The sequence below is a fragment of the Streptomyces sp. PTL18 genome, assembly GCF_059510295.1.
In genome coordinates, this window is sequence record NZ_JCAJZO010000008.1 from 129696 (window position 1) to 153038 (window position 23343).

Consider the following 23343-nt stretch of genomic DNA (forward strand, 5'->3'; position numbering starts at 1 on the left):
GGGGATGTTGCCCGGCAGGCGGGGCGGGAGCCGGTGCGGACGGCGCGGAGTGCGACCAGCTCTCGGATGTCTTGGTGCCGCTCCGGTCGGCGCCGCGTCCCTCGGGGCCGGGGCCGGGGCCAGGCCGCTGAAGGGCGCAGCAGGCGGGGGCGTCCGGGGCCGGCTCTTTCAGTCGGTGAAGTCCGCGATCTCCTTCGCCGCGCGGATTCCCGACAGGTAGGCGCCGTGGACGGTTTGGTAGGAGGCGCGGTGCGTCGCCTCACCGGCGAAGTGCACACGCCGGCCGACGCTCGCGGCGAGATGGTCGCGCATGGCCGGCGTGGAGCCGATCTTGTTGTACGAGTACGAGCCTCGCGCGTACGGGTCGGAGGCCCAGCGGGTGATCTGGTGGTCCACGGGCGCGGGGATGTCGCTGCCGAAGAGGGTTTTCAGCGTTTCCATGGCGCTGTCGACGATTCGGGCGTCGCTCCAGCCTTCGATCGTGCGGCCGAAGTCGGCGGCGTTGAAGCCGAGCAGCACGGGCTTGCCGGTGGGCCGGGTGATGTTGATCCACTGTTCCCACCGGCCGTACCTGTCCAGCTCCGGGATGTAGGTCATCCAGTCGGTGTCCGGCCAGAACACCTTGGGGAAGCGCAGGTAGCACTTGTTGAGAACGCCCATGCCGAGCTTGTCGATGGCGGTGCGCTTGTTCGCGGGCAGCCCGGGCCCGAACGTGACCGCGCCGCTCTGCAGTACACCGAGCGGCAGCGTCACGACCACATGGTCGGCGTCGAAGGTGTCCTTCTCGGTGGTGACTGTCACGCCGCCGGAGTCCCAGTCGATGTGCTCGACCGCTTGCCCGGTGCGGATGGACAGCCCTCGTGCGAGCAGATCGGTGATCTGGTGGTAGCCGCCTGGGAACAGCACGTCCTTGCCCTTGATGTCCGCGCCGTTGTCGAAGTACAGGGCCGACATCTGGTTCACGCTGCCTGAGTATTCGTGCTCGTAGTCGTTGAGCCCGAAGGAGGCCAGAGCCTTGTCGTCGTCCGACAGTGAGGACCAGTCGAGGGCGCGTTCCACGACGCTGCGTACCGATGCGTCGTTGTCTGTGTCGTCCTGGTATGCGGCGAGAGCGTCCTCCATTTTGGTCTGCCACCCCTCGAGCGCCTTCGCCTGGGCGTCGTCGACCTCGCTGCCGTCGGGAAGGTAGTCGGTGGAGCTGTCGGGGTCGGTCACGACCGTCCGTGCCTTGGCCTTCGCGGCCAGTGCGGCAATCGGGTTGTTGTCGATGCCGTGGATCCAGGAGGCGCCGAGGTCCAGCGGGACACCGGCCCACTCCTCGCTGGTCCATATGCGGCCGCCGATCCGGCTGCGCGCCTCGAGGACCACCACGTCCGCACCGTGGTCGGCGAGGTGGCGGGCCGCGGCCAGACCGCTGATCCCGGCACCGACGACGATCACCTTGTCGCGGTCGGACGAGTCCGACGTGGAGCCCGTGCCGGTCGGGTCGGCCCTGCAGGCGGCCAGAGAGGTGAGCGCGGCGCCGAGGCCCGCACTCTGCAGGAAGCGTCGACGGTGCAGGGTCATGGGTATGCCTATCTGTCGGTCTGGTCTGTCGGTCTGGCTGCTGGGCATCGCGGCGGACAGCCACCGTGCGCAGCGGGCTGTCCGGGGGAAAAGAAACCGTCCAGGACTTTGAGCGGCGGCCCGCCGGCGGCCCGCTGCGTTTCACGGGTCGCGTCAAGGCGGGTGCCTGTGGGGTGCCCGATCCTCACCGCCGCAGCGCGGACGCCGCGGACCGCGCCCGGACGGTCACGTGCCGCGGACCGGTCGTCGAAGCGTGGCTCGACCGGGCATGTGCGGCAGCGGCACCGTGCCTGTGCGGCGTCGTCGGCGCACGGGCGGAGTCATGCCGGGCGGGGACCTGTCCGCCCTGCTTCAGGCCGGAATCCCGGCTCGCGGGCGGAGGGGCGCACGACGAAGAGACGGCGCAGAACTGTGGTGACCGCATGGCCGGTCAAGCTGCGCGGCGGCAGAGGACACCCCCTTCAGTACAATCCAACTGATGCACCAGAGGATACATTGAAGCAACGATGCTTCAAAAGAGGCATTGGAGGATGTGTTCATGCGGACCCCCGCAGCGGAGGTACTGGAGTCGGCAACGGCGGTCCTCGCCAAGGACCGGGGGGCGTCGATGCAGGTCATCGCCGCTCGAGCCGGGATCAGCCGGGCCACGCTGCTCCGCTTGTTCCCCACCCGCCAGGTGCTGGTCCAGGCGATGGCGGAGAAGATCCTGGACGACTGCGACCGGGTTCTGACCCGGGCCGAAGCCGACAACGCGCCCATGCAGCAGGTACTGGGCGCAGTGGTCACCGAGTACACGCCGTTCGCCCAGTTGTGGAACTTCGTCTACGTGGAACCCGAGGTCCTGGGCGTGCCCGAGGCCAGTGAGCGGGCCTCGACGATCTTCAGGCGGACCACCGCGCTCGTCGAACGCGGCCAGAACTCCGGGCTGCTGCGCAACGACATGCCGGCCACCTGGCTGGCCTCGACGTTCTGCGGCCTGGCCGAGACCGCCTGGGAGCTGACCCTCGAGGGCCACATGGGCCCCCGCCAGGCACCGGACTTCATCCAGGCGATCCTGCTGCACGGCGCGACCGCCTGACGCGACCAATCCCGCGGCGAACAGCCGTGTCAGCGCCTGCTCAGCGACCCGCCCGGCCGCCGGACCGGTGGTGACCGGCACGTCGAGGCCGGGCGGTGAGCTGCGCCGGAATCCGGATCACCGGAGGCCTTGCCGACGTCCTGCGGGACGACCCCCTGCCCGTCGCCGACGCCGTCAAGGCGGCGTGCGCGTCAATCACCCGGCTCGTCACCCCTCGTCTGTCACATCGGGATGGAAATGCGACCGAACGCCATGGTTTCGACAGAGGTCACTCCGGCGTTGCAGTCGCTGACATCGCCCCGAGGGGTGAAACTGACCCCCCTGGTGGCGCTCATCTTCTTCAGCGTCTCCGGCGGCGCCTACGGAATCGAGGAACTGTTCTCCACCTCCGGTCCCGGGATGGGCCTGCTGCTGATCCTCGTCACGCCGCTGATCTACAGCGTCCCGCACGCGCTGGTGTGCGCCGAGCTCGGCACCGCGATCCCCGTCGACGGCGGCTACTACCACTGGGTGCGGCGCGGGCTGGGGGACTTCTGGGGCTTTCAGCAGGGCGTGCTGAGCTGGCTGTGCAGCTTCGTGGACATGGCCGTCTACCCGCTGCTGTTCACCGGCTACCTGCAGTCCATGGCGGCCTGGGTCGCGCCGGGCAAGCACGTGCTCTTCACCGTCGGCCACCTCCGGTTCGACCTGAACTGGTTCGTCTGCCTGGCGGTCGTCACGGTCTTCACACTGGTCAACCTGATGGGGGCGGCCTGGGTCGGTGACTCCTCGGTCGTCTTCGCGATCGTCTGCCTCGCTCCGATGCTGTTGCTGAGCGTCGTCGGTTTCGCGCACCTGTTCAGCCACGGCGCGAACCCGGTGACGGAGCTGACCAGCCGACCGGACCAGTCGATGGGGAGCGCCTTCGGCGACGGCCTCTTCCTCGCGATGTGGAACTACAGCGGCTGGGACAGCGTCTCGGCCTTCGCCGGCGAGATGGACAACCCGCGCAAGCACCTGCCGCGTGCGCTCGCGCTCTCGGTCGTGGTCATCGTCGTCGGCTACCTGCTGCCCACGCTGGCCTCGCTCGCGGCCGGACCGGACGGCCCGGCCGGCTGGAAGAACTGGCACAGCGGCTCCTTCTCCGTCGTGGCCGGGACCCTGGCCGGACCGTGGCTGCAGATCACCCTGACCGTCGGCGGCATGTTCGCCTCGCTGGCGATGTTCTCCGCGCTCCTCGCCTCCAACGCCCGCATACCCTTCGCACTGGCGGAGGACGGCTACTTCCCGGCCCGGATGGCGAGGAGGAGCACACGGCGCCAGGTGCCGGCCGTCTCCGTCATCGGCTCCTCGGCGATCTACGCGTTGTTCTGCCTCAGCAGCTTCAGCGACCTGATCGTCGCGGACGTCTTCCTGACCAACATCACGCTGCTGCTCGAGGTCGCCGCACTCGTCTCGCTGCGCGTACGCGAGCCGGAACTGGACCGCCCGTACCTCATCCCCGGCGGGGCGTTCTCGCTCTGCCTCATCGCCCTGAGCCTGACAGGCGTCTGCGCGTGGGCAGCCTGGCAGCAGTACGTGCAGAACGGCACCCAGGCGGTGACGTACTGCCTCCTGGCCGTAGCCGGCTCGGCACTGCTCTACTTCCCGCTCGCCCGGCGGCGCCGCATTCCGGGCGCCTCGCACGGCTGCGAAGGCCCCTGAACTGCCCTGGGAGCCGTCACACGGGTGTCCTTTCGCGTCGCCGCAGCGACATCTCGCCGCGGATCCCGGCCGCGTGGGCGCGGACGGTCCGGGCCGGCAGGGGCGCGTCGAGGCGGGCGGCGGGCCCGTTCCGGCACGCGCCGCACAGGCCGCCGGTCAGCGCATCCGGGCGGCCCGGGATCCCGCACTCCGCGCATTCCAGTACGCGGAGGGGGCGGCGCTGGAACTCGGGTGCCGGCTCGGGCGGGAGCTTGTCGGTCAGGCGCCTGCGAACCAGGGGCGGCAGGGTGGTGGACCGGAGAGGGCAGGCCGGCGGCCAGAGCGCGGAGGACGGCCTCGTCCGTCGCACCCCGGGCGAACCACTCCGCCACGAGCGGGGCGAGGGCCGCACAGTCCGCCTGGGAGAGCGACAGGGCGGGGGCCGTGCGGCCGAGGGCGGCGAGGAGGATGTGGGCGCGGGTACGGGTCGGCCGGGGTGCCTCCGGTGACGGCTCCCTCGGCACGTCACCCCGGACGAACGCCGCCCACCAGCCGTCGTCCCGTGCCGTACGGGAGAACCACGATCGGGTGATCCAGCGGGAGCCGCCCACCTCCGCCTCCAGCCGCTCCCGGCCCCGGCGCAAGTGCCCTGCCCGCTGAAGGTGGTTGAGGGCGGTGCGGAGCGCGCACTGGCCGTACGGGAGGTGCTTGGCCAGCGTCTTCACGGAGATGTCGGCGCCGTCGGGGAGGCGGTCGACGTAGGCGGCGACGGCGGCTTCGCGGGGTGGGAGGTGGGCGAAGTCGTGTCGGGCACGGGGACGTTGGTCGGGGGCGGAGCGCTTGCCGTAGCCCGGATTGGCCATCGGGTGCGGGGAGGCGTGCGCGAGCAGGGAGGCAGCACTAAGCTTGGCGTCAGCCATGGGATCGAGTCGCTTTCGATCTCGTAGGTCAAGCCCCCGCAGGTGTTGCGAGCACCGAGCGGGGGCTGTTCGTTATGCGGGCACGCTAGAGCGTTGTCACCGTGCGTTGCAAGTCGAACGCGTCAGGTCAACACGCAGGGTGGGAGGGCGGGTTGAGGCCCTCAACCATTCCTTGCAAAGAGGGCTCGGAGCGCGGGACTTGAGCTTCGGGGCGCGCCGATGCGCCGGTGCGCAATGGGTCAGTGCGTGGCGGCAGTGAGCCGTCAGCTGACGCTCATGCCCCGTTCCGGCCACTGGCTGCGTTCCTCGAACAAGGAGTTGATCTCCCGTGATGCCTTGAGGAACGTAGCTTTCGCGGTGGAAGGCGGGTGCCGCCGTCCCCGTTCACGGGCCAGTGCCAGGTGGTGTGTCGGGTCGGCTGTGCCGGTCGCACATCGTGTCGTACCCGGCACGTCCGGAACCTGGCTCTAGCCGTGCTTGACGCTTTCGACGAACGCCGCCCAGGTCTCCGCCCGGAACACGAGCTTCGGACCGTCAGGGTTCTTGGAGTCGCGGACTGGGACGAGGGCGGAGAAGTCGTGGGTCACTTCCAGGCAGTTGTCGCCGCTGCCACCGCTGTAGCTGGACTTGTACCAGCCGGCCGTGCTCATGTCGTAGTCAGAGATGCGCCTCATGGGCGTAATCCTGCGCCATCGCTTCGATCAGGGCCAGGGACTTCCCAGGGGACTGCGCCGAGGCCGTGAGGAACTCGTAGTAGAGCCTGTATTCCGCCACGGTGGCGCGGTCGTCCTCCAGCCGTCCGGTGCCGACGCCCTCCAGGTAGACCAGCGGAGGCGCGTCGTCGAAGTCCATCAGCTTCACGCAGCCCTGCATCGCCGGGTGCGCCCCCGCGTCGAACGGCAGCACTTGGACGATGGCCCGGCTTCGGAGCGCCAGATCAGCGATGTGACGCAGAGCCTCCGCCATGACGTTGGGCCCGCCCGTCACGCGGCGCAGTGCCGCTTCGTCAACCACGGCCCACAACATCGGCTCTGTTGGATCGGCGAGGATGCGGGCGCGCGCGATCCGATCCCTGACCAACTCGTCGATCTTCTCCTCAGTCGCTGTCGGCTGGTACGCGCGACACACGGCCCGTGCATAGGCGGACGTCTGGAGCAGCCCCGGGATCAGCATCGATGCGTACTCCCTGATCGCCGTGGCCTTCACCTCCGCCTCCGCCGCCTCCGCGAAGTGCTCCGGGTACCTCGACTTCGCCGCCGCCAGGCAGTTCCGGGTGAAGAAGTCCTCCGTGCCCAGGACCTCGTCCAGCATCCGCGCGTACTCCGGCTGCATCCGCCGCGTCCCCGCCTCCAGTTGCCCGATGAACGACCCGCTCACGAACAGCCGCCCGCCCAGCTCCTCCTGGCTCAGGGCTGCTTTCTCGCGGGCGTACCGCAGCTCGGCGCCCAGCAGGGCCCGGGGTGAGGAGGACGGGTCGAGGTCCTTCGGTCCTGGCATGGCAGCTTCCTGTCGCACACGTCGGGTTGTTGGGTGCCGGGTATGGCCAGGTTAGGAGCGCAGCGGCCACGCTGGGTGGCGAATCGGAAACTCAGTGTGGAGGTGAGGGATGGCGCAGTCCACCCAAGAGGTCGTGGAGGCGTTGCGGGCCGCTCTGGCGCGTGTCGATGTCGTACTGCCGTCGCTGGGCGTCGACCCGGTGACCGGCGCGAGTGACGAGCGGTTCGTCCTGGTGGAGCTCGGGCGCTGCAACGTGCGGACGGCCCGGCACCTGACGGACGTCCTGCGGGCGATGCCCGTGGGAGAGGAGCTGCGAGCGCGGGTGCGGCAGCTCAATCGGGACTCGCGGGTGCCGTGAACCGGTGGATCCAGTATCCCAGCGCCCGCCGGGCCCTGTCACCGTTCTCCGGAATGATCTTTGTGTGCCGTATGCGGCTTTAGGGTGACCGGTGGAAGACGTACACCGCATGACACCCACGGGAGTTGAGAGTGACCCAGGACGTCGCCGCTCTGGCGCAGGAACTCGTGGCCATGGCCGAGGCCGACCACCGGGCCGCCGCCCGGGCGAACAGCGACGACCTCGCCGAGCGGCTGGCGTGGCGTCGGTTGACCGCGCGGCACGGGGACCGGCTGGCTGCGCTCATGGATGAGTTCGGCTGGCCGACGGCGGATGTCGTCGGCGAGGACGCCGCCCGTGCGGCCTGGCTGATCGCCCAGCACGCGGACCGCCTGCTCGACGTCCAGCGCCGTGCGCTGCGGCTGATGGAGCAGGCGGTGGCGGCGGGGACGGCCCGTCCGCGTGAGTTGGCGTTCCTGCGCGACCGGACGCTGGTCAACGAGGGGCGCAAGCAGGTCTACGGGACCCAGATCGCCGGTGTGGGAGAGGACGGTTCGCCGGTGCCGTGGCCCTGCGAGGAGCCCGAGCGCGTGGACGAACTGCGTGCCGAGGCCGGCATCGAGCCCTTCGCCGAGTACGTCGCCAAGTTCGCGCCGAGATCCGCCTGATCGGAAGCCCCGCGTCGACCGGCTACGTCCGCCGCGGAAGGCCGAACGCGTACGTCGCCACGAAGCCCACCAGGTAGCCGGTCAGCAGGCCTCCCGCGTAGATCGCAGCAGTCACTCCCGGCCCCCTGTTCCCCGCCAGCAACGGGAAAAGCGCCCAGCCGGACGGGCCGATCGCCGTCGCCCCGACCTTGCAGCCCAGCATGGCGAAGGCGCCGACGAACGCTCCGCCCGCCGCGCCGCCGACGCACGCCGTGAGGAACGGGCGGCCCAGCGGGAGCGACACTCCGTAGATCAGCGGCTCGCCCACGCCCAGCAGACCCGCCGGCAGGGCCGAGCGGATCGTCGTACGCAGGGAGTGGTCGTGGCGGAGGCGGACGTAGACCGCCAGGGCCGCGCCCACCTGGCCCGCGCCCGCCATCGCCAGGAGCGGAAGCAGGACCGTGGAGCCCTGCTGTTCGATGAGGGTGGTGTGGATCGGGATGAGGGCCTGGTGCAGGCCCAGCATCACCAGGGGGAGGAACAGGCCGCCGAGCGCCAGGCCCGCGAGAGCGCCTGTCGTCGACAGCAGCCAGTTCGCCGCCGCTCCGAGGGCGCTCGCCGCCGCTCCGGCCGCGTACATCAGGACGTAGAGCGTCACCAGGCCGGGGACCAGGACCGTGAGCGTCGGGGTCAGCAGGACGTCCAGGGTGGGCGGGACCCAGGTGCGGCACCACTTCTCGACGTACGTCGCCAGCAGCGCGGCGGCCAGGGCGCCCAGCACCCCGCCCCGGCCGGGGGCGAGGGCCGTCCCGAGCACCGTGACCTTGGCGACGCCCGGGTAGACCACCACCGCGGCCACCGCGCCGCCCAGCACGGGCGTGCCACCGAACTCCTTCGCCGTGTTGTGGCCCACGAAGACCGCGATCAGGGCCGTGAACGCGGAGGAGACGGCGGTGAGGGCGGGGGTGAGGGACGGCAGCAGGCGCAGGTTGAGGAGCAGGCCCGTCACGCCCGCGATGACGCCGCAGCCGATGAGGGCCGGGATCAGCGGCACGAAGACGTTCGCCACGCGGCGCAGCAGGAGCTTGCCGGGCGTGGCGTTGCGCCGCCGCCGGGCCTCCTTCACCGCGGCTCCCCGGGCCGCCGGGTCCTCGGCACTCGCGTGGACGAGGGCCTCGAACTCCGCCGTGATCTGTGCGGCCCTCCCCGGCCCGAGCACGATCTGGTACGTGTCGTCGTCCACCACCCCCAGCACGTCGGGCAGCGCGCGCAGGGCGTCCTCGTCGACGAGGGAGCGGTCGGCTAGGCCCAGCCGCAGACGGGTCATGCAGTGGGCGACGGAGGTGACGTTCGCGGGGCCGCCGAGCAGGGGGAGCAACGCGGCGGCGGTGGCGGCGTATGAGGTACTGGGCACGGGTCGAGGGTGCGGCTGCCGCAGGCACCGGGGTGGGCGCCGCGCGGGGACCTCCGCCGCTCTCCACCGAACGGTGGCTCAGCCGGACGACTTCTCCAGTGCCGCGCGCAGGTGCCCGCCGCTCTGCGCGAGGAGACGTTTCGCCGTCGGGGCGTCCACGCCGCCCAGGATGGTGAGGATCGCGTTCTTGACCTCGCCGTCCGTGGCCGCGAGGGCGCGCTCGATCTCCTCGTCCGCCGCGCCGGTCGCCAGCGCCACGATGCGGTGGGAGCGGGCGCGCAGCTTGTCGTTGGAGGCGCGGACGTCGACCATCAGGTTTCCGTACGTCTTGCCGAGGCGGATCATGGTGATCGTCGAGAGCATGTTGAGCACCAGCTTCTGCGCCGTGCCCGCCTTCAGCCGTGTGGAGCCGGTCAGCAGCTCGGGGCCGACGACGATCTCGATGCCGTGGTCGGCGGCGGCCGCGAGCGGGCTGCCGGCGTTGCAGGACAGGCCGACGGTCAGCGCCCCGCGTGTCCGGGCGTGCTCCACCGCGCCGACGGCGTAGGGCGTACGTCCCGACGCCGAGACGCCGACCACCGTGTCACGTTCCGTCAGCTCCAGCGCGTCGAGGTCCCGCACCGCCAGCTCCCTGGAGTCCTCGGCGCCTTCGACCGACGTCACCACGGCACCCGGGCCGCCCGCGATCAGCCCCACGACCTGGGAGGGGCCGGTGTTGAAGGTGGGCGGGCACTCGGAGGCGTCCAGGACGCCGAGCCGCCCGGCGGTCCCGGCGCCCGCGTAGACGAGCCGGCCGCCGCGGGCCATCCGCCCGGCGATCGCGTCGATCGCGGCGGCGATCTGCGGCAGCCGCGCGGCGACCGCGGTGGGCACCGTCGCGTCCTCGCCGTTCATGAGTTCCGCGATCTCCAGCGTCGGCAGCCGGTCGATCCCGGCCAGCTCGGCACGGAACGCCTCGGTGGTCAGCGTCTCCAGCTCGGCGCGGAGATCGCGGGGGTGGGACGAGGGGGTCATCGGGGTGGCTCGTTTCCGGTGCGGCACTGCTCTGGGAGAGGAGGGGCGGCCCTAGCGTCTCGTTCCGCCCCGTGGGCGGTGACGGTGCGCCAGTGCCTGGTACGAAGCGGCCAGCGCAGGCGCCGCGGTCTCGTACGTCCGTTGTGCCACGCCCACGAACAGGCAGTCCACCACGAGCAGTTGGCCGGTGCGGGAGGACATCGCGGCCGGGCGAAGCTCGCTCTCGCGGGCCGTGGACGTGGTCAGGACGTGGTCGGCGTACTGCGCCACCGGCCCGTCCGGGCGGCCGGTGATCGCGACGGTGGTCGCGCCGTGCTCGAAGGCGACGCGCAGCGGTTCGATGACGTCCCCTGTGGAGCCGGAGTGCGTGATCGCGATCGCCACGTCCTTGGCGCTCAGTTGCACGGCGTTGGTGACGGCGAGGTGCGGGTCGCTGTGCGCGTGGGCTATGAGACCAATGCGCAGCAGCTTCTGGACCAGGTCCTGGGCCACGAGCCCGGAGGCCCCGATGCCGTAGACGTCGACACGGCGGGCGGCGGCGAGCGCGGCGACGGCGGCGCCGAGCTGCACGGTGTCGAGCCCGGCGGCCGTGTCGGCGAGGGTCTGCCGCTCGTCGTGGGCGAGCTTGGCGACGACGTCGGCGATGGGGTCGTCGACCGCGATGTCCGCGGTGACGGACGGGGCGCGGCCCGACTGCTGTTGGGCCGCGAGGCCGGCCAGGGCGAGCCGAAGGTCGCGGTAGCCGGGGTAGCCGAGCAGGCGGGCCGTGCGGACGACGGTCGCCTCGCTGGTGCCGGTCCGTTCGGCGAGTCCGGTGACCGTGAGCGCCGCGCAGCCCGCCGGGTCCGCGGCGACGGCCTCGGCGACGCGCTGCATGGACCGGGTCATGGACGGCGCGAGGGTGCGCACCTTGGCGGCGAGGGCGGCGGGGGCGGGTGGCACCTCCCGCCCCACCGGCCCTGTGAAAGTTTCCTTCGCGTCGCGGGTCACACCTGAAAGCTATTTTCGATTCGGTCGTCCGGTCAAGAGTGCGCACAATAGGGGCATGGACCCCATCAGCCCCCTGGAGCAGGCCCTGCACGCGGCGCGCGCCCTGGTGCTCGCCGACCTGATCGCGGGCGAGGTCGCCCAGGCGGACGTGGTCTCGCTCGTCGAGGACTCCGTGGCCCAGCGGCGCTGGTGGGTCGAGCAGTGGCCGGACGGCGCCGACTACGTGGCGGGCCTGGTCGCGCAGGACGTCCAGGACGCGCTCCTGGATCGGTACGGCCGCTGGCCGCTGTGCCCGGTGTGCGGCACCGGCGACCCGCACGCCCTCGACGTCGAGCCGGAACTCGGGCCCAACCCGCACTGGGTGTGCCCCCAGGCCGGTGTGAAGGTCGCGGCGGTGGGGTCGTTGGGGAGGGCGACGGGCGGGATGACGTCCTCGTGACGGTCTACGTCGACCCGCCCGCCTGGCCGGGGCACGGCCGCCTGTGGTCGCATCTGGTCAGCGACGTCTCGTACGACGAACTGCACGCGTTCGCCGAGAAGCTGGGCGTACCGCGCCGCGCCTTCGACCGGGACCACTACGACCTGCCGGGCCACCGCTACGCCGACGCGGTGGCCGCCGGAGCGGTGGAGGTCTCCAGCCGCGAGGTGGTGCGGCTGCTGCACGCGTCCGGACTGCGCCTGCGCAAGGGGCGCGAGCCGGGGCTCAGCGGTGCAGCACGTACGCGTACGTCTCCTCGTCCTCACTCACCCGGGTGAACCCGGCCCGGGTTATGACGCGCTGCGACGGGGTGTTCGTCCGCTCGATGGTGGCGAACAGCGTGCCGACGTCGTCCCTGGCCAGCGCCCACGCGGCGAGGGCGCGCAGCGCCTCGGTCGCGTAGCCGTGGCCGCGGGCGCCCTCCACCAGGTCGTAGCCGATCTCCGCGCGTCCCTCCTCGTCCGGGGCTCCGTGGAAGCCCATGCCCCCGACCGCGCGTCCGTCCCTGTTCCGTACGAGCACGAAGACGCCCCACTCGGGCCGGTGCACCCCCGCCTCGTACGCCTTCACGAGCATCCCGGTGGCCCCCCGGGTGCCCTCGAAGGGCTCGCCGTCGAGCCACTCGAAGCCTCCGGTGCCGCCCGTGCGCAGATCGGTGGCGGCCGCCGGGGTGACGCCCTGAAGGGTGAGACGCTCGGTGGGAATGACCAGGTTGTTGCTCCAGCGCCACTCGGTGACCGGCTCACGACCGGGCAGATCGCCACGGCCCGTGGCCCACAGGAGCGTCGGCCAGGGCTCCGGGCCGGGCCGCACGTGCGGGAACAGCCGCATGAGCAGGTCCTCGCACAGCTCCGCGGGCGGCGCGTAGGCGAGCCCGAGGCCCTCGGCGATGTCGTGGGTGTGCAGCACGACCTCGGTGATGCCCATGGCCGCGAACCCCTCGCGGTCCGCGCTGCGGAACGGGAATGGATGGAAGGCGCGTACCTCGCGGGGCGTGGTGGCGACGGCCGCGGCGAGCAGCGCACCCGTCGTCTCGATCACCTGGAGCACGCCGGAGGTACCGGTGCCCTCGTCGAGGGCGATCTCGAAGGGGGCGTGGCCGTCCTGCGCGCGTCCCGCCAGCCGCCAGGCGTACGTGATGAGGTCCTCGGCGATGTGGAACGCCGTCTTCCGGCAGCTCCATTCCAGCCGCCCCGCCCGCACCCCGTCCCAGTCCCGGTCCGCGGCCGACCGCAGCACCCGCACCGCCCCCGCGACGGCTTCCCTGACCTGTTCCCCGCCCATGCTTCGCATGCGGGGCAGCTTAGGGGCCGGGCGCTCAGCGCGGCGACAGCATTTCCAGCTCTGAGGTGAGGTTGCGGCGGGCCGTCGCCTCCCATTTCTCCTGCCCGTACGGGGTCCGGAACAGCCGTGGCAGATGGAGGAGTTGACGCAGAACCGCGGCACGGCCCGCGCGGAACGCCTCGCCCGGGACGAAGTGGTACTCCTCGCGCACGGCCGCGGTGTACGCGGCGTACGCCGACGGGGGCGAGGCGAGGATCGCGAGGTCCGCGTCGCACAGGACCTGGCCGTTGCGGTCGTCGGCGGCGGGGTCGTGGGTGACGGTGAGCCGGACCAGGCGGGCCACCTCGGCGGTCCTCTCCCCGGACACCCCGGCCTCGGGGAGCGCGCGCTCGGCCAGACGCGCCGACCGCTCCTCGTTCTCCGACCGCTCCGGCAGGTACACCGCGTCGTGGAACCAGGCCGCGAGGCGCACCGCGTCCGGGTCGTCCGCGTATGCCTGAAGCACGTCGACGCGGTCGAGGACCGCCGCCAGGTGCTCCACCGTGTGGTACCGGCGCTGCGGCTCCGACCAGCGGCGCAGCAGGTTGTCGGCGTAGGGCGCGGGATCGGGCCGCTCCGCTCCGCCTCGCACCGCGAGCAGGGCGCGCCGCCAGCTCTCACGCAACGCGTCGAGGTCGGTCATGGGGGGCATTCTCCCGTGTCCACCCCGGGGGGCCTAGCGTTGGGGCCCATGACGACTGCAGACCTGCACGACGACGTACGGGACCCCGAACTGCCCGGCCTGCTGCTGACCACCGAGCGCGACGCGCTGATCCCGCTGCTGCGCTCCCGCCCGGACGCGGACTTCGCGCTGCCGACCGCCGCGTGCCCCGGCTGGACCGTGCGGCACGTGCTCGCGCACTGTTCGGCGGCCCTGACCCGGGTGGTGGAGAGGCGCTTCGAGAAGGGTGTGTTCAGCCCGGAGTCGAACGACCGTGACATCGCCGAGCGCGCCGGCTGGACCAACGCCCAGGTCGTGGACGAGCTGGAGCGCGGCATGACCGAGGCGGGCGCCGCGATCGCGAAGGCGGGCGGCGTGCTCGACATGGTCGCGCTCGGGGAGTGGGTGCACGCCGGGGACGTACGGGAGGCGTTCGGGGCGCCGGGGGCGTACGCCGACCACGGCCTGCCGCACGCGCTCACGCTGCTCGCCCGGGTGACCCGCGAGCGGGGGCACGTCCCGCTCCACGCGGACCTCGACGACCTGGACGAGCCGCTGCTCCTGGGCGACGCGAACGGGGAGCACCCGCCGGCCCGGTTCATCGGCGACGCACCCACGCTGGTACGGCTCTACTCCGGCCGCCCGCTGAACGGGGCGCGGTACGAGCTGGCCGGGGTGGCGGAGGGGGAGCTGAACCTCTTCGGCTGAGGACAGGCGACCGGAGCCCTTCTCGCGGCCGCCGTCGCCGTCGTCGTACCCTTGGATTGGACTAGACCTGTAGCCGCTCCACGGGAACACCGACGGAAGGGGTCCTATGAGCACGCGTGCAGTCCTGGAGGTGATCGCCCTCTCGGCCGAGGACGCGGTCGCCGCCCAGGCCGGAGGCGCGGACCGCCTCGAGCTGGTCACCGACATGGCCTCCGACGGACTCACCCCGCCGGTGGAGACCTTCGCCGGGGTCCGCGCCGCCGTGGACATCTCCCTGCGTGTGATGCTCCGCCTCGGGGACGGGTTCGCGGCCGGTGACGTCGAGGCGCTGCTGCGGGCCGCGGGGGACCTGCGTGCGGCCGGTGCGGAGGAGTTCGTGCTCGGCTTCCTCGGCGAGGACGGCGGGCCCGACCTCGACACCGTGGAGCGGCTGGCGAGGGAGCTCGACGGCTGCCGCTGGACCTTCCACCGCGCGATCGACCGCGCCGCCGACCGCGACGCCCTGCGCAAGCAGCTCGCCGAGGTGCCCGGCCTGGACACCTACCTCACGGCGGGCTCCCCGCACGGCGTGGACGACGGCCTGCCCACCCTCGTCGCCGAGGCCGCCCGGCGCGGCGAGCCCGGTTACACCCAGCGCCTCATGGCCGGCGGCGGCCTCCGCCTGGACCACGTCCCGCGGCTGCGCGGCGCGGGCGTCGACGCCTTCCACATCGGCACGGCGGCCCGCACGGACGGCTGGACGACACCGGTGTCGGCGGAGGCGGTCCGCGTCTGGCGCGGGGCGCTCGACGGTTAGGGAATCCTGCTCATGCCGTTCCCGCTCGAACGCGAGGTGCCGGTGGCTGAAGCGGTTGCGGCTGCTGAAGGTCTGCTCGACCGGCCGGCGGTTCGGCCGCGCGCCCGACGCGCTCGGCCTCGGGCATCAGCACAAGGCGACCGTTTCGCACCATCTGAAGATCATGCGTGGGACCGGGCCCACCTCCACCGGGGCGGTCGGCCGCAACCGGTATGTGCGGCTGCGTCGCGGGGACCTGGACGCGAGGTTCCCCGGCCTCCTGGACGTCCTGACCGCTTCCCCGCCCCACCCGGCCGCGTGCGACAAGTGAGCAACGGGTGGGGCTCCCCGGCCGCCTTCTCCTGGGGCCCCGGCGCGTCGAGTGCGTGCGCGAGCCTGCGACGGAACCGTGTGCATCAGGGGCCCGACCGTACACATCCATGAGGGTTGTGTGATTGGATGCGCGGGCTGTGCCCGTGCGCTGCGGCCTCCCACACGACCGAGGAGACCGCCGCGGCCGGGCGGGATGACGGTGGGGGCCGTCGAAGGTGGGGACTCAGGGGGGTTTCCTTGGCGAGGTCGCAAGGCGACGTGGTGGCGGGTGCCACCGGACACGCACACAGACGCAGACACACCCGGCGGCGCGGTCTGGCGCTCGCCCTGACAGCCGCGGTGACCGCGGGCCTGATCGGGCTGGGCCTCTCACCGGCGCAGGCGAGCGAGACGACCGGCTCGGTGGACACGCTCCGGACCGGTTGGGACCAGAGCGAACCGAACCTCGGCCCCTCCGACGTACGCTCCTCTTCCTTCGGGCAGCTCTGGAAGGCTCCCGCACAACTCGACGGGCAGATATACGCCCAGCCGATCGTCGTCGGCGGCACCGTGGTGGCGGTCACCGAGAACAACGAGGCCTACGGCCTCGACCGCACCACCGGTGCCGTGCTGTGGCAGCGCAGCTTCGGGCCCGCATGGCCCGCGTCCACCCTCAACTGCGGCGATCTCGTGCCGACCATCGGCAGCACCGCCACACCGGTGTACGACCCCGCCGGCGGCGCGGTCTATCTGACCACCAAGGTCGACGACGGTCCCGACCAGCTGAACCCGCACTGGTACATGCACGCGCTCGACCCGGTCACCGGGGCGGAGAAGTCCGGCTTCCCCGTGACGATCCAGGGCACCCCGTCCAACGACCCCACCCAGTCCTTCCTGCCCGCGTACCAGATGCAGCGTCCGGGCCTGCTGCTGCTCGACGGGGTGGTGTACGCGGCGTTCGGCGGACACTGCGACGCCAAGCCCTACCGCGGCTACGTGGTCGGCGTCAGCACCACGAACCCCTCGGTGACCTCGATGTGGGCGACGGAGACCGGCGCCAGCAACAGCGGGGCCGGCATCTGGCAGTCCGGCGGGGGACTCGTCTCGGACGGCCCCGGCCGGATCTTCCTCGCCACCGGCAACGGCGTCAGCCCGGCGCCCGGCCCCGGCAGCGCCCCACCAGGCACTCTCGCGGAGTCCGTGGTCCGGCTCCAGGTGCAGGCCGACCGGAGCCTGAAGGCCGCCGACTTCTTCAGCCCGTCCAACGCGCCGACCCTGGACCAGCAGGACAAGGACCTGGCCTCGGGCGGACCGGTCGGCCTGCCGGACAGCTTCGGTACCGCCTCGCACCCGCACCTGCTGGTGCAGCAGGGCAAGGACGGCCGGGTCTTCCTGCTGGACCGCGACCGCCTCGGCGGGAGCTCCCAGGGCACCGGCGGAACCGACGACGTGGTCGGCATCACCGGCCCGCTCAAGGGCCAGTGGGGTCACCCCGCGGTCTGGGGCGGTGACGGCGGATACGTCTACTCCGTCGGCAACGGTGGCCCACTGGTGGCGCTGCACCGCGGCGTGACGGGCTCGGGCGACCCCGCGCTGACCGTCGCCGGGTCCAGCCAGGACTCCTTCCCCTACACCAGCGGATCGCCCGTGGTGACCTCCGACGGAACGCGCTCGGGCAGCGCCCTGGCGTGGGTGGTCTGGTCGGGCGGGTCGAGCGGCGTCAACGCCCAGCTGCGCGCGTACGACCCGGTTCCCGACGCGAACGGCGTCCTGCCGCTGGTCTGGTCCGCGCCGATCGGCACCGCGCCGAAGTTCGCCACCCCGGCCACCGACGGCGGTCAGGTCTTCGTCGGCACGCGGGAAGGCAAGGTCTACGCCTTCGGCACACCGGTGGGCAGCCCGCTCAAGGGCGGCCCGGTCGACTTCGGACTGGTGCCGGTGGGCGGCTCCACGAGCACCGACGTCGTCCTGACGGAGAATCAGAGCCCGTCCCAGTCCCTCGTCATCAAGGGCGTCACCGTCGACGGTCCGTTCACCGCGGACACCTCGTCGCTGCCGTCGACGATCCCGGCGGGCGGGCAGCTGACGATACCCGTCTCCTTCAAGCCCACCGCGGTGCTGGGCGCGAGCGGAACGCTCACCGTGGCCACCGGCGCCGGCAGTTTCGCTCTGAGCCTGCACGGTGTCGGCACCAAGCCCGGTCTGGCCGCGTTCCCGGGCACGGTGTCCTTCGTCAACCAGCCGACGGGGACCACGGCCACCGCGAACGTCCAGCTGACGAACACGGGCACCGACCCCGAGACCATCACCTCCGTCACCCCGCCGGACGGACCGTTCACGGCCGCCAACCTGCCGAGCGCCGACCCGGCGAACCCGACGGTGATCCCGGCCCAGAGCTCGATCGTCGCGCAGGTCAAGTACGCGCCCGCGGCCACCGGCCAGAACTCCTCGTCGATCACACTGAGCAGCACCAGCGGCTCGCTCACCATCCCGGTCCAGGGCAGCGCGATCAGCGGCCAGGGCCACCTGGAGCTCAGTCCGACGACCCTCTCGTTCGGCGCGGTGGTCCGCGGCACGTCGAGCACTCGGAGCTTCACCATCACCAACACCGGGAACATCCCGGTCACCGTCACCAAGGCGAAGGCCCCGGCGGGCGTGTTCAGCAGCGCCGACCAGCTCGCCGAGGGCCTGGTCATCGGCCCCGAGCAGAGTGTCCGGCAGACGGTCACCTTCGCCCCGACCGTGAGCGGCAGCCAGTCGGCCACGTACGAGGTCACCGGCGACGCCGGGCAGGGAGCACAGCTGGAACCGCTCACCGGCATCGGTGTGCCCCCGGCGTCGCAGCTGGGCGCCGTGCTGGCGCGGGACTCCTCCGGCACCCTGTGGTTCTACCGCGGCACCGGCGTGCCCTCCGGGGCACTGGCCCGCCGGGCTGCCATAGGAACCGGCTGGAACACCTACAACATGGTCACCAGTGTCAGCGGCGAGACGGCGGACGGCAACGGAACCCTCGTCGGCCGTGACGGCAGCGGCAGGCTGTGGTTCTACCAGGGCACCGGCAACCCGCAGGCGCCCTTCGCGCCCCGGAAGCAGATCGGTTACGGCTGGAACATCTACAGCTCCGTCGTCGGCACCCGTGATGTGACCGGGGACGGCAAGGCCGACCTCATCGCCCGTGACACCCACGGCGGCCTGTGGCTGTACCGCGGCACCGGGAACGCCTCGGCGCCCTTCCTGGCCCGCGTCTCCATCGGTTACGGCTGGAACATCTACAGCTCCGTCGTCGGGACCGGTGACCTGACGGGGGACGGCAAGGCGGATCTCGTCGCCCGTGACGGCAGCGGCAGGCTGTGGTTCTACCAGGGCACCGGCAACCCGCAGGCGCCCTTCGCGCCCCGGAAGCAGATCGGTTACGGCTGGAACATCTACAGCTCCGTCGTCGGCACCGCCGACCTGTCAGGGGACGGCAAGGCGGACCTCGTCGCCCGTGACACCCACGGCGGCCTGTGGCTGTACCGCGGCACCGGGAACGCCTCGGCGCCCTTCCTGGCCCGCACGTCCATCGGTTACGGCTGGAACATCTACAACGCGCTCATGTGACCGGGCAACGGCGCGGCACCGCACGAGGTGCCGCGCCTCCCCCTAGCCGAGTTGCGGCGGCAGCGGTGCCGTGTGCGCGACGACCAGGCCCGAGACCGCCCGGGTGAGGGCCACGTACAGGCGGCGCAGGCCGGTGCGTTCGTCCGGTTCGCCGTCGACGACGGCCTGCGGCTCGTCGAGGACCACGTAGTCGTACTCCAGGCCCTTGGCGAGCGAGGCCGGGACCAGGGTCAGGCGGGTCTCGCGGGTGGTCTCCTCACCGGGGGCCAGGTACGCGACGCCGGCCGCCGTCAGGGCCCCGGCCAGGGCGGGGATGCGGGCGTCGGCCGCGATCAGGCCCGTCGAGCCCTCGTTGCGCAGCGCCTCCGCGCAGGCGGCGACCACTTCGGCGGCCCCCGTGACCGTACGGACCTCGAAGAAGCCGGGGTTCTCCCGCACCGAGGCGACCGGTGCCAGGCCCGGCGCGATGTGCGGCAGCAGCCGCGAGGCGTAGGCGATCACATCCGTCGGCACACGGAAGCCGGCCGTCAGTTCCTCGACCACCGCCTCCGGCTTCCCGAGGTGGGCGAGCGCCTCCTGCCAACTCCGCGTCGCCCACGGCGTGGTGCCCTGCGCCAGGTCGCCGAGCACGGTGGCCGAACCGGTCGTGCAGCGCCGGCCGACCGCCCGGTACTGCATCGGGGACAGGTCCTGCGCCTCGTCCAGCACCACGTGCCCGAGCGAGTGCGTGCGCTGCACCAGGTCGGCGGCCTCGTCGATCAGCACGGCGTCCGCGGGCGCCCACCTGGCGGACTTCACCGACTTGACCGGCTTCGACCAGAGGATCTCCTTCTGCTCGTCCTCGTCGAGTATGCCGTCGGCGTGCTCCGCCAGGAAAACGGCGTCGGTGAGCAGCCGCAGCACCAGCTTGGCGGGGTCGACGGGCGGCCAGATCGCCTTCACCGCCGCCTTCACGGCCGCGTTGCGGGCGACGGCGTCCTGCACCCGGTCGTCCGGCGCCTCCCCCGAGCGCTCCATCTGCACGAGCACGGCGTGGGCGATCCGCTGCGGCAGGGCCTCGCGTGCGGCGCCGTACCGGATGTCCCGGTCCAGCAACTCCCGCACGATCTCCTCCAGTTCGTGCACCGGTACCCGCCGGCGCCGCGAGCCCCGCACCACCACGACGGGCTCGGTGGGCATCGTCACGTGCGAACGGACGGCCCTGCGCAGGACCTCCGCCATGCGCGCGTCACCCTTGATCACGGCGGCGGCCGCGGTGTCCGTGCCGCGCACCTCCACGTGCGCGACCAGGTCGTCGACCGTCGCCTGTCCGACCTCCAGCTCGCCGAGTGCGGGCAGCACCTGCTCGATGTAGTGCAGGAAGGACTTGTTGGGGCCGATGACGAGGGTGCCGGTGCGGGCCAGGCGCTCGCGGTGGGCGTAGAGGAGGTAGGCGACGCGGTGCAGGCCGACGGCGGTCTTGCCGGTGCCGGGTCCGCCCTGGACGCACACGGTCCCGGACATCCCGGCTCGTACGATCTCGTCCTGCTCGGGCTGGATGGTGGCCACGATGTCGCGCATCGGGCCGACGCGCGGGCGCTCGATCTCCTGCTGGAGCAGCCTGCTGGTGGTGGCCGCCTCGGCGGGGTCGGAGAGGTGCTCGTCCTCGTACGCGGTGAGGTCCCCGCCGGTGTAGCCGAAGCGGCGGCGCAGCCCGACGTCCATCGGGTCCTTCTTGGAGGCCCGGTAGAACGGCTGCGAGACGGGGGCGCGCCAGTCGATGACCATGGGGTCGCCGTCGCCGTCGTGCACGTGCCGGCGCCCGATGTAGAACCTCTCGCCTTCCGCCCCTTCCGCCTGGTCGGCGCCGGGGGCGTACAGGTAGTCGAGGCGGCCGAAGAAGAGCGGGGTGTGGCTGAGGTCGGCGAGTGCCCTGATGCGCTCCTCGATCTGGTGGGCGAGGACCTCGGCGTTGACCCAGTTGGCGGTGACGTCGCGGATGTCGAGATTCTCCACGTCCTCGCGCATGGCCCGCAGGGCGGCCCGGGAGGCGGCGAGGTGGGCGCGCTCCCGGGAGAGGGGGTCGGTGGCTGCGGAATCCGGGGCGTGCGGGACGGACGGGGTCGGTGGGCTGGTCGGGGTGGACACGGAAAGGTGCCTCCGGGGCGTGGCGAGGGGGCCGGCGGAACGCGGGCACGTGTGCGTGCGTACCTCCGGCCGGCTGCTGCGGTGACGGGCGGCGGTTCTGCCGTCCGGTTTCCGTCCGGACGGCGGCTCTCCGTGAAGGGAGGCGGGCAAGAGAGGGGATTCTAGGTGACGGGCGGATACGCCGGCCAACGGTTTTCCCACCGTCTCAGGGCCGCGGGCCCGGGTGCCCCAGGGGTCGGTGTCCCTCCCGGGTACTACGCCGGGGGCGACCGGAGGGGGAGGAGCGGGCCGTGCAGGTTACGTCCCTGGGCCGACGCCATTCGGGTGGTGCCGTTCCACCATGGAGACATGAGCGCAGCAACCTTCACCCCCTCCCGGCACGGGCCGCCGTCCGGTGCGACGGCCCTCGACGACCACCACCGTCACCGCCTCGGCGACGCCCTGCGCGCCGTCAAGGTGTTCCTGGGCGCCGCGATAGACGTCGTCCTGTTCGGCGAGTACGGCGAGGAGGCGGGCACCCGCCGCCGCCCGTAGTCACCCGTTCCCCTCAGCTCTCCCCGGCCAGGAGCTCGTCCGCGTCCACGATCCGGTACGCGTAGCCCTGTTCCGCCAGGAAGCGCTGGCGGTGGGCGGCGAAGTCCTGGTCGATCGTGTCGCGGGCCACGACCGAGTAGAAGTGGGCCTGGTGGCCGTCGGCCTTGGGGCGCAGCACCCGGCCCAGCCGCTGCGCCTCCTCCTGCCGCGACCCGAACGTTCCCGACACCTGGATGGCGACCGTCGCCTCCGGCAGGTCGATGGAGAAGTTCGCGACCTTGGAGACGACCAGCACGCTGATCTCGCCCTGACGGAAGGCGTCGAAGAGCTTCTCGCGCTGCGCGTTGGACGTCTCGCCCTTGATGACGGGCGCCCCCAGGTGCTCGCCCAGCTCGTCCAGCTGGTCGATGTACTGCCCGATGACCAGGATCTGCTGCCCGGCGAAGCGCCTGACCAGCGCCTCGGTCACCTTCCGCTTGGTGTCGGTGGTCGCGCAGTACCGGTACTTCTCCTCCGTCTCGGCGGTGGCGTACGCGAGCCGCTCGGAGTCGGTGAGGTTCACCCGCACCTCCACGCAGTCCGCGGGCGCGATGTAACCCTGCGCCTCGATCTCCTTCCACGGCGCGTCGAACCGCTTGGGCCCGATCAGGGAGAACACGTCCGACTCGCGCCCGTCCTCCCGCACCAGCGTCGCCGTCAGCCCGAGCCGCCGCCGTGCCTGCAGGTCCGCCGTGAACTTGAAGACGGGCGCGGGCAGCAGGTGCACCTCGTCGTAGACGATGAGCCCCCAGTCGCGGGAGTCGAACAGCTCCAGGTGCGGGTAGATGCCCTTCCGCTTGGTGGTCAGGACCTGGTAGGTGGCGATGGTGACCGGCCGGATCTCCTTCCTGGTCCCCGAGTACTCGCCGATCTCGTGCTCGGTGAGCGTGGTCCGCCTCACCAGCTCGTGCTTCCACTGCCGCGCGGAGACGGTGTTGGTGACGAGGATCAGCGTGGTCGCCTTGGCCTGCGCCATGGACCCGGCGCCGACCAGGGTCTTCCCGGCGCCGCAGGGCAGGACGACGACACCGCTGCCGCCGTGCCAGAAGTTCTCCACGGCCTGCTTCTGGTAGGGCCGCAGAGCCCAGCCGTCCTCGCGCAGCTCGATCGGGTGCGCCTCACCGTCCACGTACCCGGCGAGGTCCTCGGCCGGCCAGCCCAGCTTCAGCAGCACCTGCTTGATCTGCCCGCGCTCGGAGGGGTGCACGGCGACGGTGTCCTCGTCGATCCGGGCCCCCACCAGCGGAACGATCCGCTTGGAGCGCAGCACCTCCTCCAGGACGGGCCGGTCGGTGGTGGTCAGCACCAGCCCGTGGGCGGGGTGCTTGCTGAGGGTGAGCCGACCGTACCGGTCCATGGTGTCGGCGATGTCGACGAGCAGCGCGTGCGGCACGGGGTACCGGCTGTACTGCACGAGCGCGTCCACGACCTGCTCGGCGTCGTGCCCGGCGGCGCGCGCGTTCCACAGCCCGAGCGGGGTCACCCGGTAGGTGTGGATGTGCTCGGGCGCCCGTTCCAGCTCGGCGAACGGTGCGATGGCCCGACGGCAGTCGTCGGCCTGCTCGTGCTCGACCTCGAGGAGCAGGGTCTTGTCGGACTGGACGATCAGCGGACCATTCACGCGCGCACCCTTTCGCTACGGCCATACGCTGCGGCCAAAC

The 23343-nt window shown here is 71.9% G+C and carries 21 protein-coding genes and 1 pseudogene; 11 read left to right on the plus strand and 11 right to left on the minus strand.

The features are described from left to right. Positions 1 to 168: 168 nt before the first annotated feature. On the minus strand, positions 169 to 1566 hold the full coding sequence (locus AC5WS8_RS17720) for a flavin monoamine oxidase family protein (RefSeq protein ID WP_496104357.1): 1398 nt from the start codon (positions 1564 to 1566) through the stop codon (positions 169 to 171). Between the two features lie 538 nt (positions 1567 to 2104). Between AC5WS8_RS17720 and AC5WS8_RS17725 the strand changes: the two genes are divergently transcribed. Together AC5WS8_RS17725 and AC5WS8_RS17730 are read left to right on the plus strand one after the other, a co-directional pair. Then, positions 2105 to 2644: a TetR/AcrR family transcriptional regulator gene (locus AC5WS8_RS17725; protein ID WP_496104358.1), complete on the plus strand. Its 540-nt coding sequence runs from the start codon at positions 2105 to 2107 to the stop codon at positions 2642 to 2644. A gap of 306 nt (positions 2645 to 2950) precedes the next feature. Continuing rightward, complete coding sequence (locus AC5WS8_RS17730; RefSeq protein WP_496104359.1) at positions 2951 to 4327, plus strand: APC family permease; 1377 nt, start codon at positions 2951 to 2953, stop codon at positions 4325 to 4327. Positions 4328 to 4343: 16 nt separating this feature from the next. On the opposite strand, the pseudogene AC5WS8_RS17735 reads toward AC5WS8_RS17730, so the two are convergent. The 3 genes and pseudogenes from AC5WS8_RS17735 to AC5WS8_RS17745 form a co-directional block, all read right to left on the minus strand. After that, positions 4344 to 5169 (minus strand): annotated as a pseudogene (locus AC5WS8_RS17735) (hypothetical protein). A 524-nt stretch (positions 5170 to 5693) separates the two neighbouring features. Further along, positions 5694 to 5900, minus strand: coding sequence for a DUF397 domain-containing protein (locus AC5WS8_RS17740; protein WP_496104360.1), 207 nt, complete (start codon positions 5898 to 5900; stop codon positions 5694 to 5696). Then, positions 5884 to 6723, minus strand: coding sequence for a helix-turn-helix domain-containing protein (locus AC5WS8_RS17745; RefSeq protein ID WP_496104361.1), 840 nt, complete (start codon positions 6721 to 6723; stop codon positions 5884 to 5886). Before AC5WS8_RS17745 ends, AC5WS8_RS17740 begins: the two co-directional genes overlap by 17 nt. 109 nt (positions 6724 to 6832) lie before the next feature. Between AC5WS8_RS17745 and AC5WS8_RS17750 the strand changes: the two genes are divergently transcribed. Beyond that, positions 6833 to 7081: a hypothetical protein gene (locus tag AC5WS8_RS17750; protein ID WP_496104362.1), complete on the plus strand. Its 249-nt coding sequence runs from the start codon at positions 6833 to 6835 to the stop codon at positions 7079 to 7081. Between the two features lie 131 nt (positions 7082 to 7212). Then, on the plus strand, positions 7213 to 7728 hold the full coding sequence (locus AC5WS8_RS17755; RefSeq protein WP_496104363.1) for a DUF6624 domain-containing protein: 516 nt from the start codon (positions 7213 to 7215) through the stop codon (positions 7726 to 7728). 22 nt (positions 7729 to 7750) lie between these two features. Here AC5WS8_RS17755 and AC5WS8_RS17760 read toward each other — a convergent pair whose 3' ends face one another. The 3 genes from AC5WS8_RS17760 to AC5WS8_RS17770 form a co-directional block, all read right to left on the minus strand. Continuing rightward, a complete protein-coding gene (locus tag AC5WS8_RS17760) occupies positions 7751 to 9121 on the minus strand; it encodes a PTS transporter subunit EIIC (RefSeq protein WP_496104364.1) in 1371 nt (456 codons plus the stop codon). Positions 9122 to 9199: 78 nt separating this feature from the next. Then, entirely contained in the window at positions 9200 to 10135 is a 936-nt protein-coding gene (murQ, locus tag AC5WS8_RS17765) for an N-acetylmuramic acid 6-phosphate etherase (protein ID WP_496104365.1), read from the minus strand. A gap of 51 nt (positions 10136 to 10186) precedes the next feature. Next, positions 10187 to 11125, minus strand: coding sequence for a MurR/RpiR family transcriptional regulator (locus tag AC5WS8_RS17770; protein ID WP_496104366.1), 939 nt, complete (start codon positions 11123 to 11125; stop codon positions 10187 to 10189). Between the two features lie 55 nt (positions 11126 to 11180). Between AC5WS8_RS17770 and AC5WS8_RS17775 the strand changes: the two genes are divergently transcribed. Together AC5WS8_RS17775 and AC5WS8_RS17780 are read left to right on the plus strand one after the other, a co-directional pair. Next, positions 11181 to 11564 (plus strand): DUF8819 family protein, encoded by a 384-nt coding sequence (locus AC5WS8_RS17775; protein WP_496104367.1) that lies wholly within the window; start codon positions 11181 to 11183, stop codon positions 11562 to 11564. Next, complete coding sequence (locus tag AC5WS8_RS17780; protein WP_496104368.1) at positions 11561 to 11881, plus strand: DUF4031 domain-containing protein; 321 nt, start codon at positions 11561 to 11563, stop codon at positions 11879 to 11881. Before AC5WS8_RS17775 ends, AC5WS8_RS17780 begins: the two co-directional genes overlap by 4 nt. On the opposite strand, the gene AC5WS8_RS17785 is transcribed toward AC5WS8_RS17780, so the two are convergent. After that, positions 11829 to 12896: a GNAT family N-acetyltransferase gene (locus AC5WS8_RS17785; protein WP_496104369.1), complete on the minus strand. Its 1068-nt coding sequence runs from the start codon at positions 12894 to 12896 to the stop codon at positions 11829 to 11831. The two genes, AC5WS8_RS17780 and AC5WS8_RS17785, sit on opposite strands and share 53 nt — an antisense overlap. 25 nt (positions 12897 to 12921) lie before the next feature. Continuing rightward, positions 12922 to 13569 (minus strand): HD domain-containing protein, encoded by a 648-nt coding sequence (locus AC5WS8_RS17790; protein ID WP_496104370.1) that lies wholly within the window; start codon positions 13567 to 13569, stop codon positions 12922 to 12924. 48 nt (positions 13570 to 13617) lie between these two features. Here AC5WS8_RS17790 and AC5WS8_RS17795 point away from each other — a divergent pair, with 48 nt between their 5' ends. From AC5WS8_RS17795 to AC5WS8_RS17810, 4 genes are all read left to right on the plus strand, one after another. Continuing rightward, the gene (locus tag AC5WS8_RS17795; RefSeq protein WP_496104371.1) at positions 13618 to 14295 is read left to right on the plus strand and encodes a maleylpyruvate isomerase family mycothiol-dependent enzyme; all 678 of its coding nucleotides are present in this window, start codon (positions 13618 to 13620) and stop codon (positions 14293 to 14295) included. Between the two features lie 106 nt (positions 14296 to 14401). Then, positions 14402 to 15091: a copper homeostasis protein CutC gene (locus tag AC5WS8_RS17800; protein WP_496104372.1), complete on the plus strand. Its 690-nt coding sequence runs from the start codon at positions 14402 to 14404 to the stop codon at positions 15089 to 15091. Positions 15092 to 15146: 55 nt separating this feature from the next. After that, the gene (locus AC5WS8_RS17805) at positions 15147 to 15401 is read left to right on the plus strand and encodes an ArsR/SmtB family transcription factor (protein ID WP_496104373.1); all 255 of its coding nucleotides are present in this window, start codon (positions 15147 to 15149) and stop codon (positions 15399 to 15401) included. Between the two features lie 239 nt (positions 15402 to 15640). Continuing rightward, positions 15641 to 18982 (plus strand): choice-of-anchor D domain-containing protein, encoded by a 3342-nt coding sequence (locus AC5WS8_RS17810; RefSeq protein ID WP_496104374.1) that lies wholly within the window; start codon positions 15641 to 15643, stop codon positions 18980 to 18982. A 42-nt stretch (positions 18983 to 19024) separates the two neighbouring features. Here the strand turns inward: AC5WS8_RS17810 and AC5WS8_RS17815 are convergent, their stop codons facing one another. After that, on the minus strand, positions 19025 to 20989 hold the full coding sequence (locus tag AC5WS8_RS17815) for a HelD family protein (RefSeq protein WP_496104523.1): 1965 nt from the start codon (positions 20987 to 20989) through the stop codon (positions 19025 to 19027). Between the two features lie 468 nt (positions 20990 to 21457). Between AC5WS8_RS17815 and AC5WS8_RS17820 the strand changes: the two genes are divergently transcribed. Beyond that, positions 21458 to 21643 carry a hypothetical protein gene (locus AC5WS8_RS17820; RefSeq protein WP_496104375.1) on the plus strand — a complete coding sequence of 62 codons (186 nt, stop codon included), beginning with the start codon at positions 21458 to 21460 and terminating at the stop codon, positions 21641 to 21643. Between the two features lie 13 nt (positions 21644 to 21656). On the opposite strand, the gene AC5WS8_RS17825 is transcribed toward AC5WS8_RS17820, so the two are convergent. Then, positions 21657 to 23303: a DNA repair helicase XPB gene (locus tag AC5WS8_RS17825; RefSeq protein ID WP_496104376.1), complete on the minus strand. Its 1647-nt coding sequence runs from the start codon at positions 23301 to 23303 to the stop codon at positions 21657 to 21659. Between the last annotated feature and the right edge of the window lie 40 nt (positions 23304 to 23343).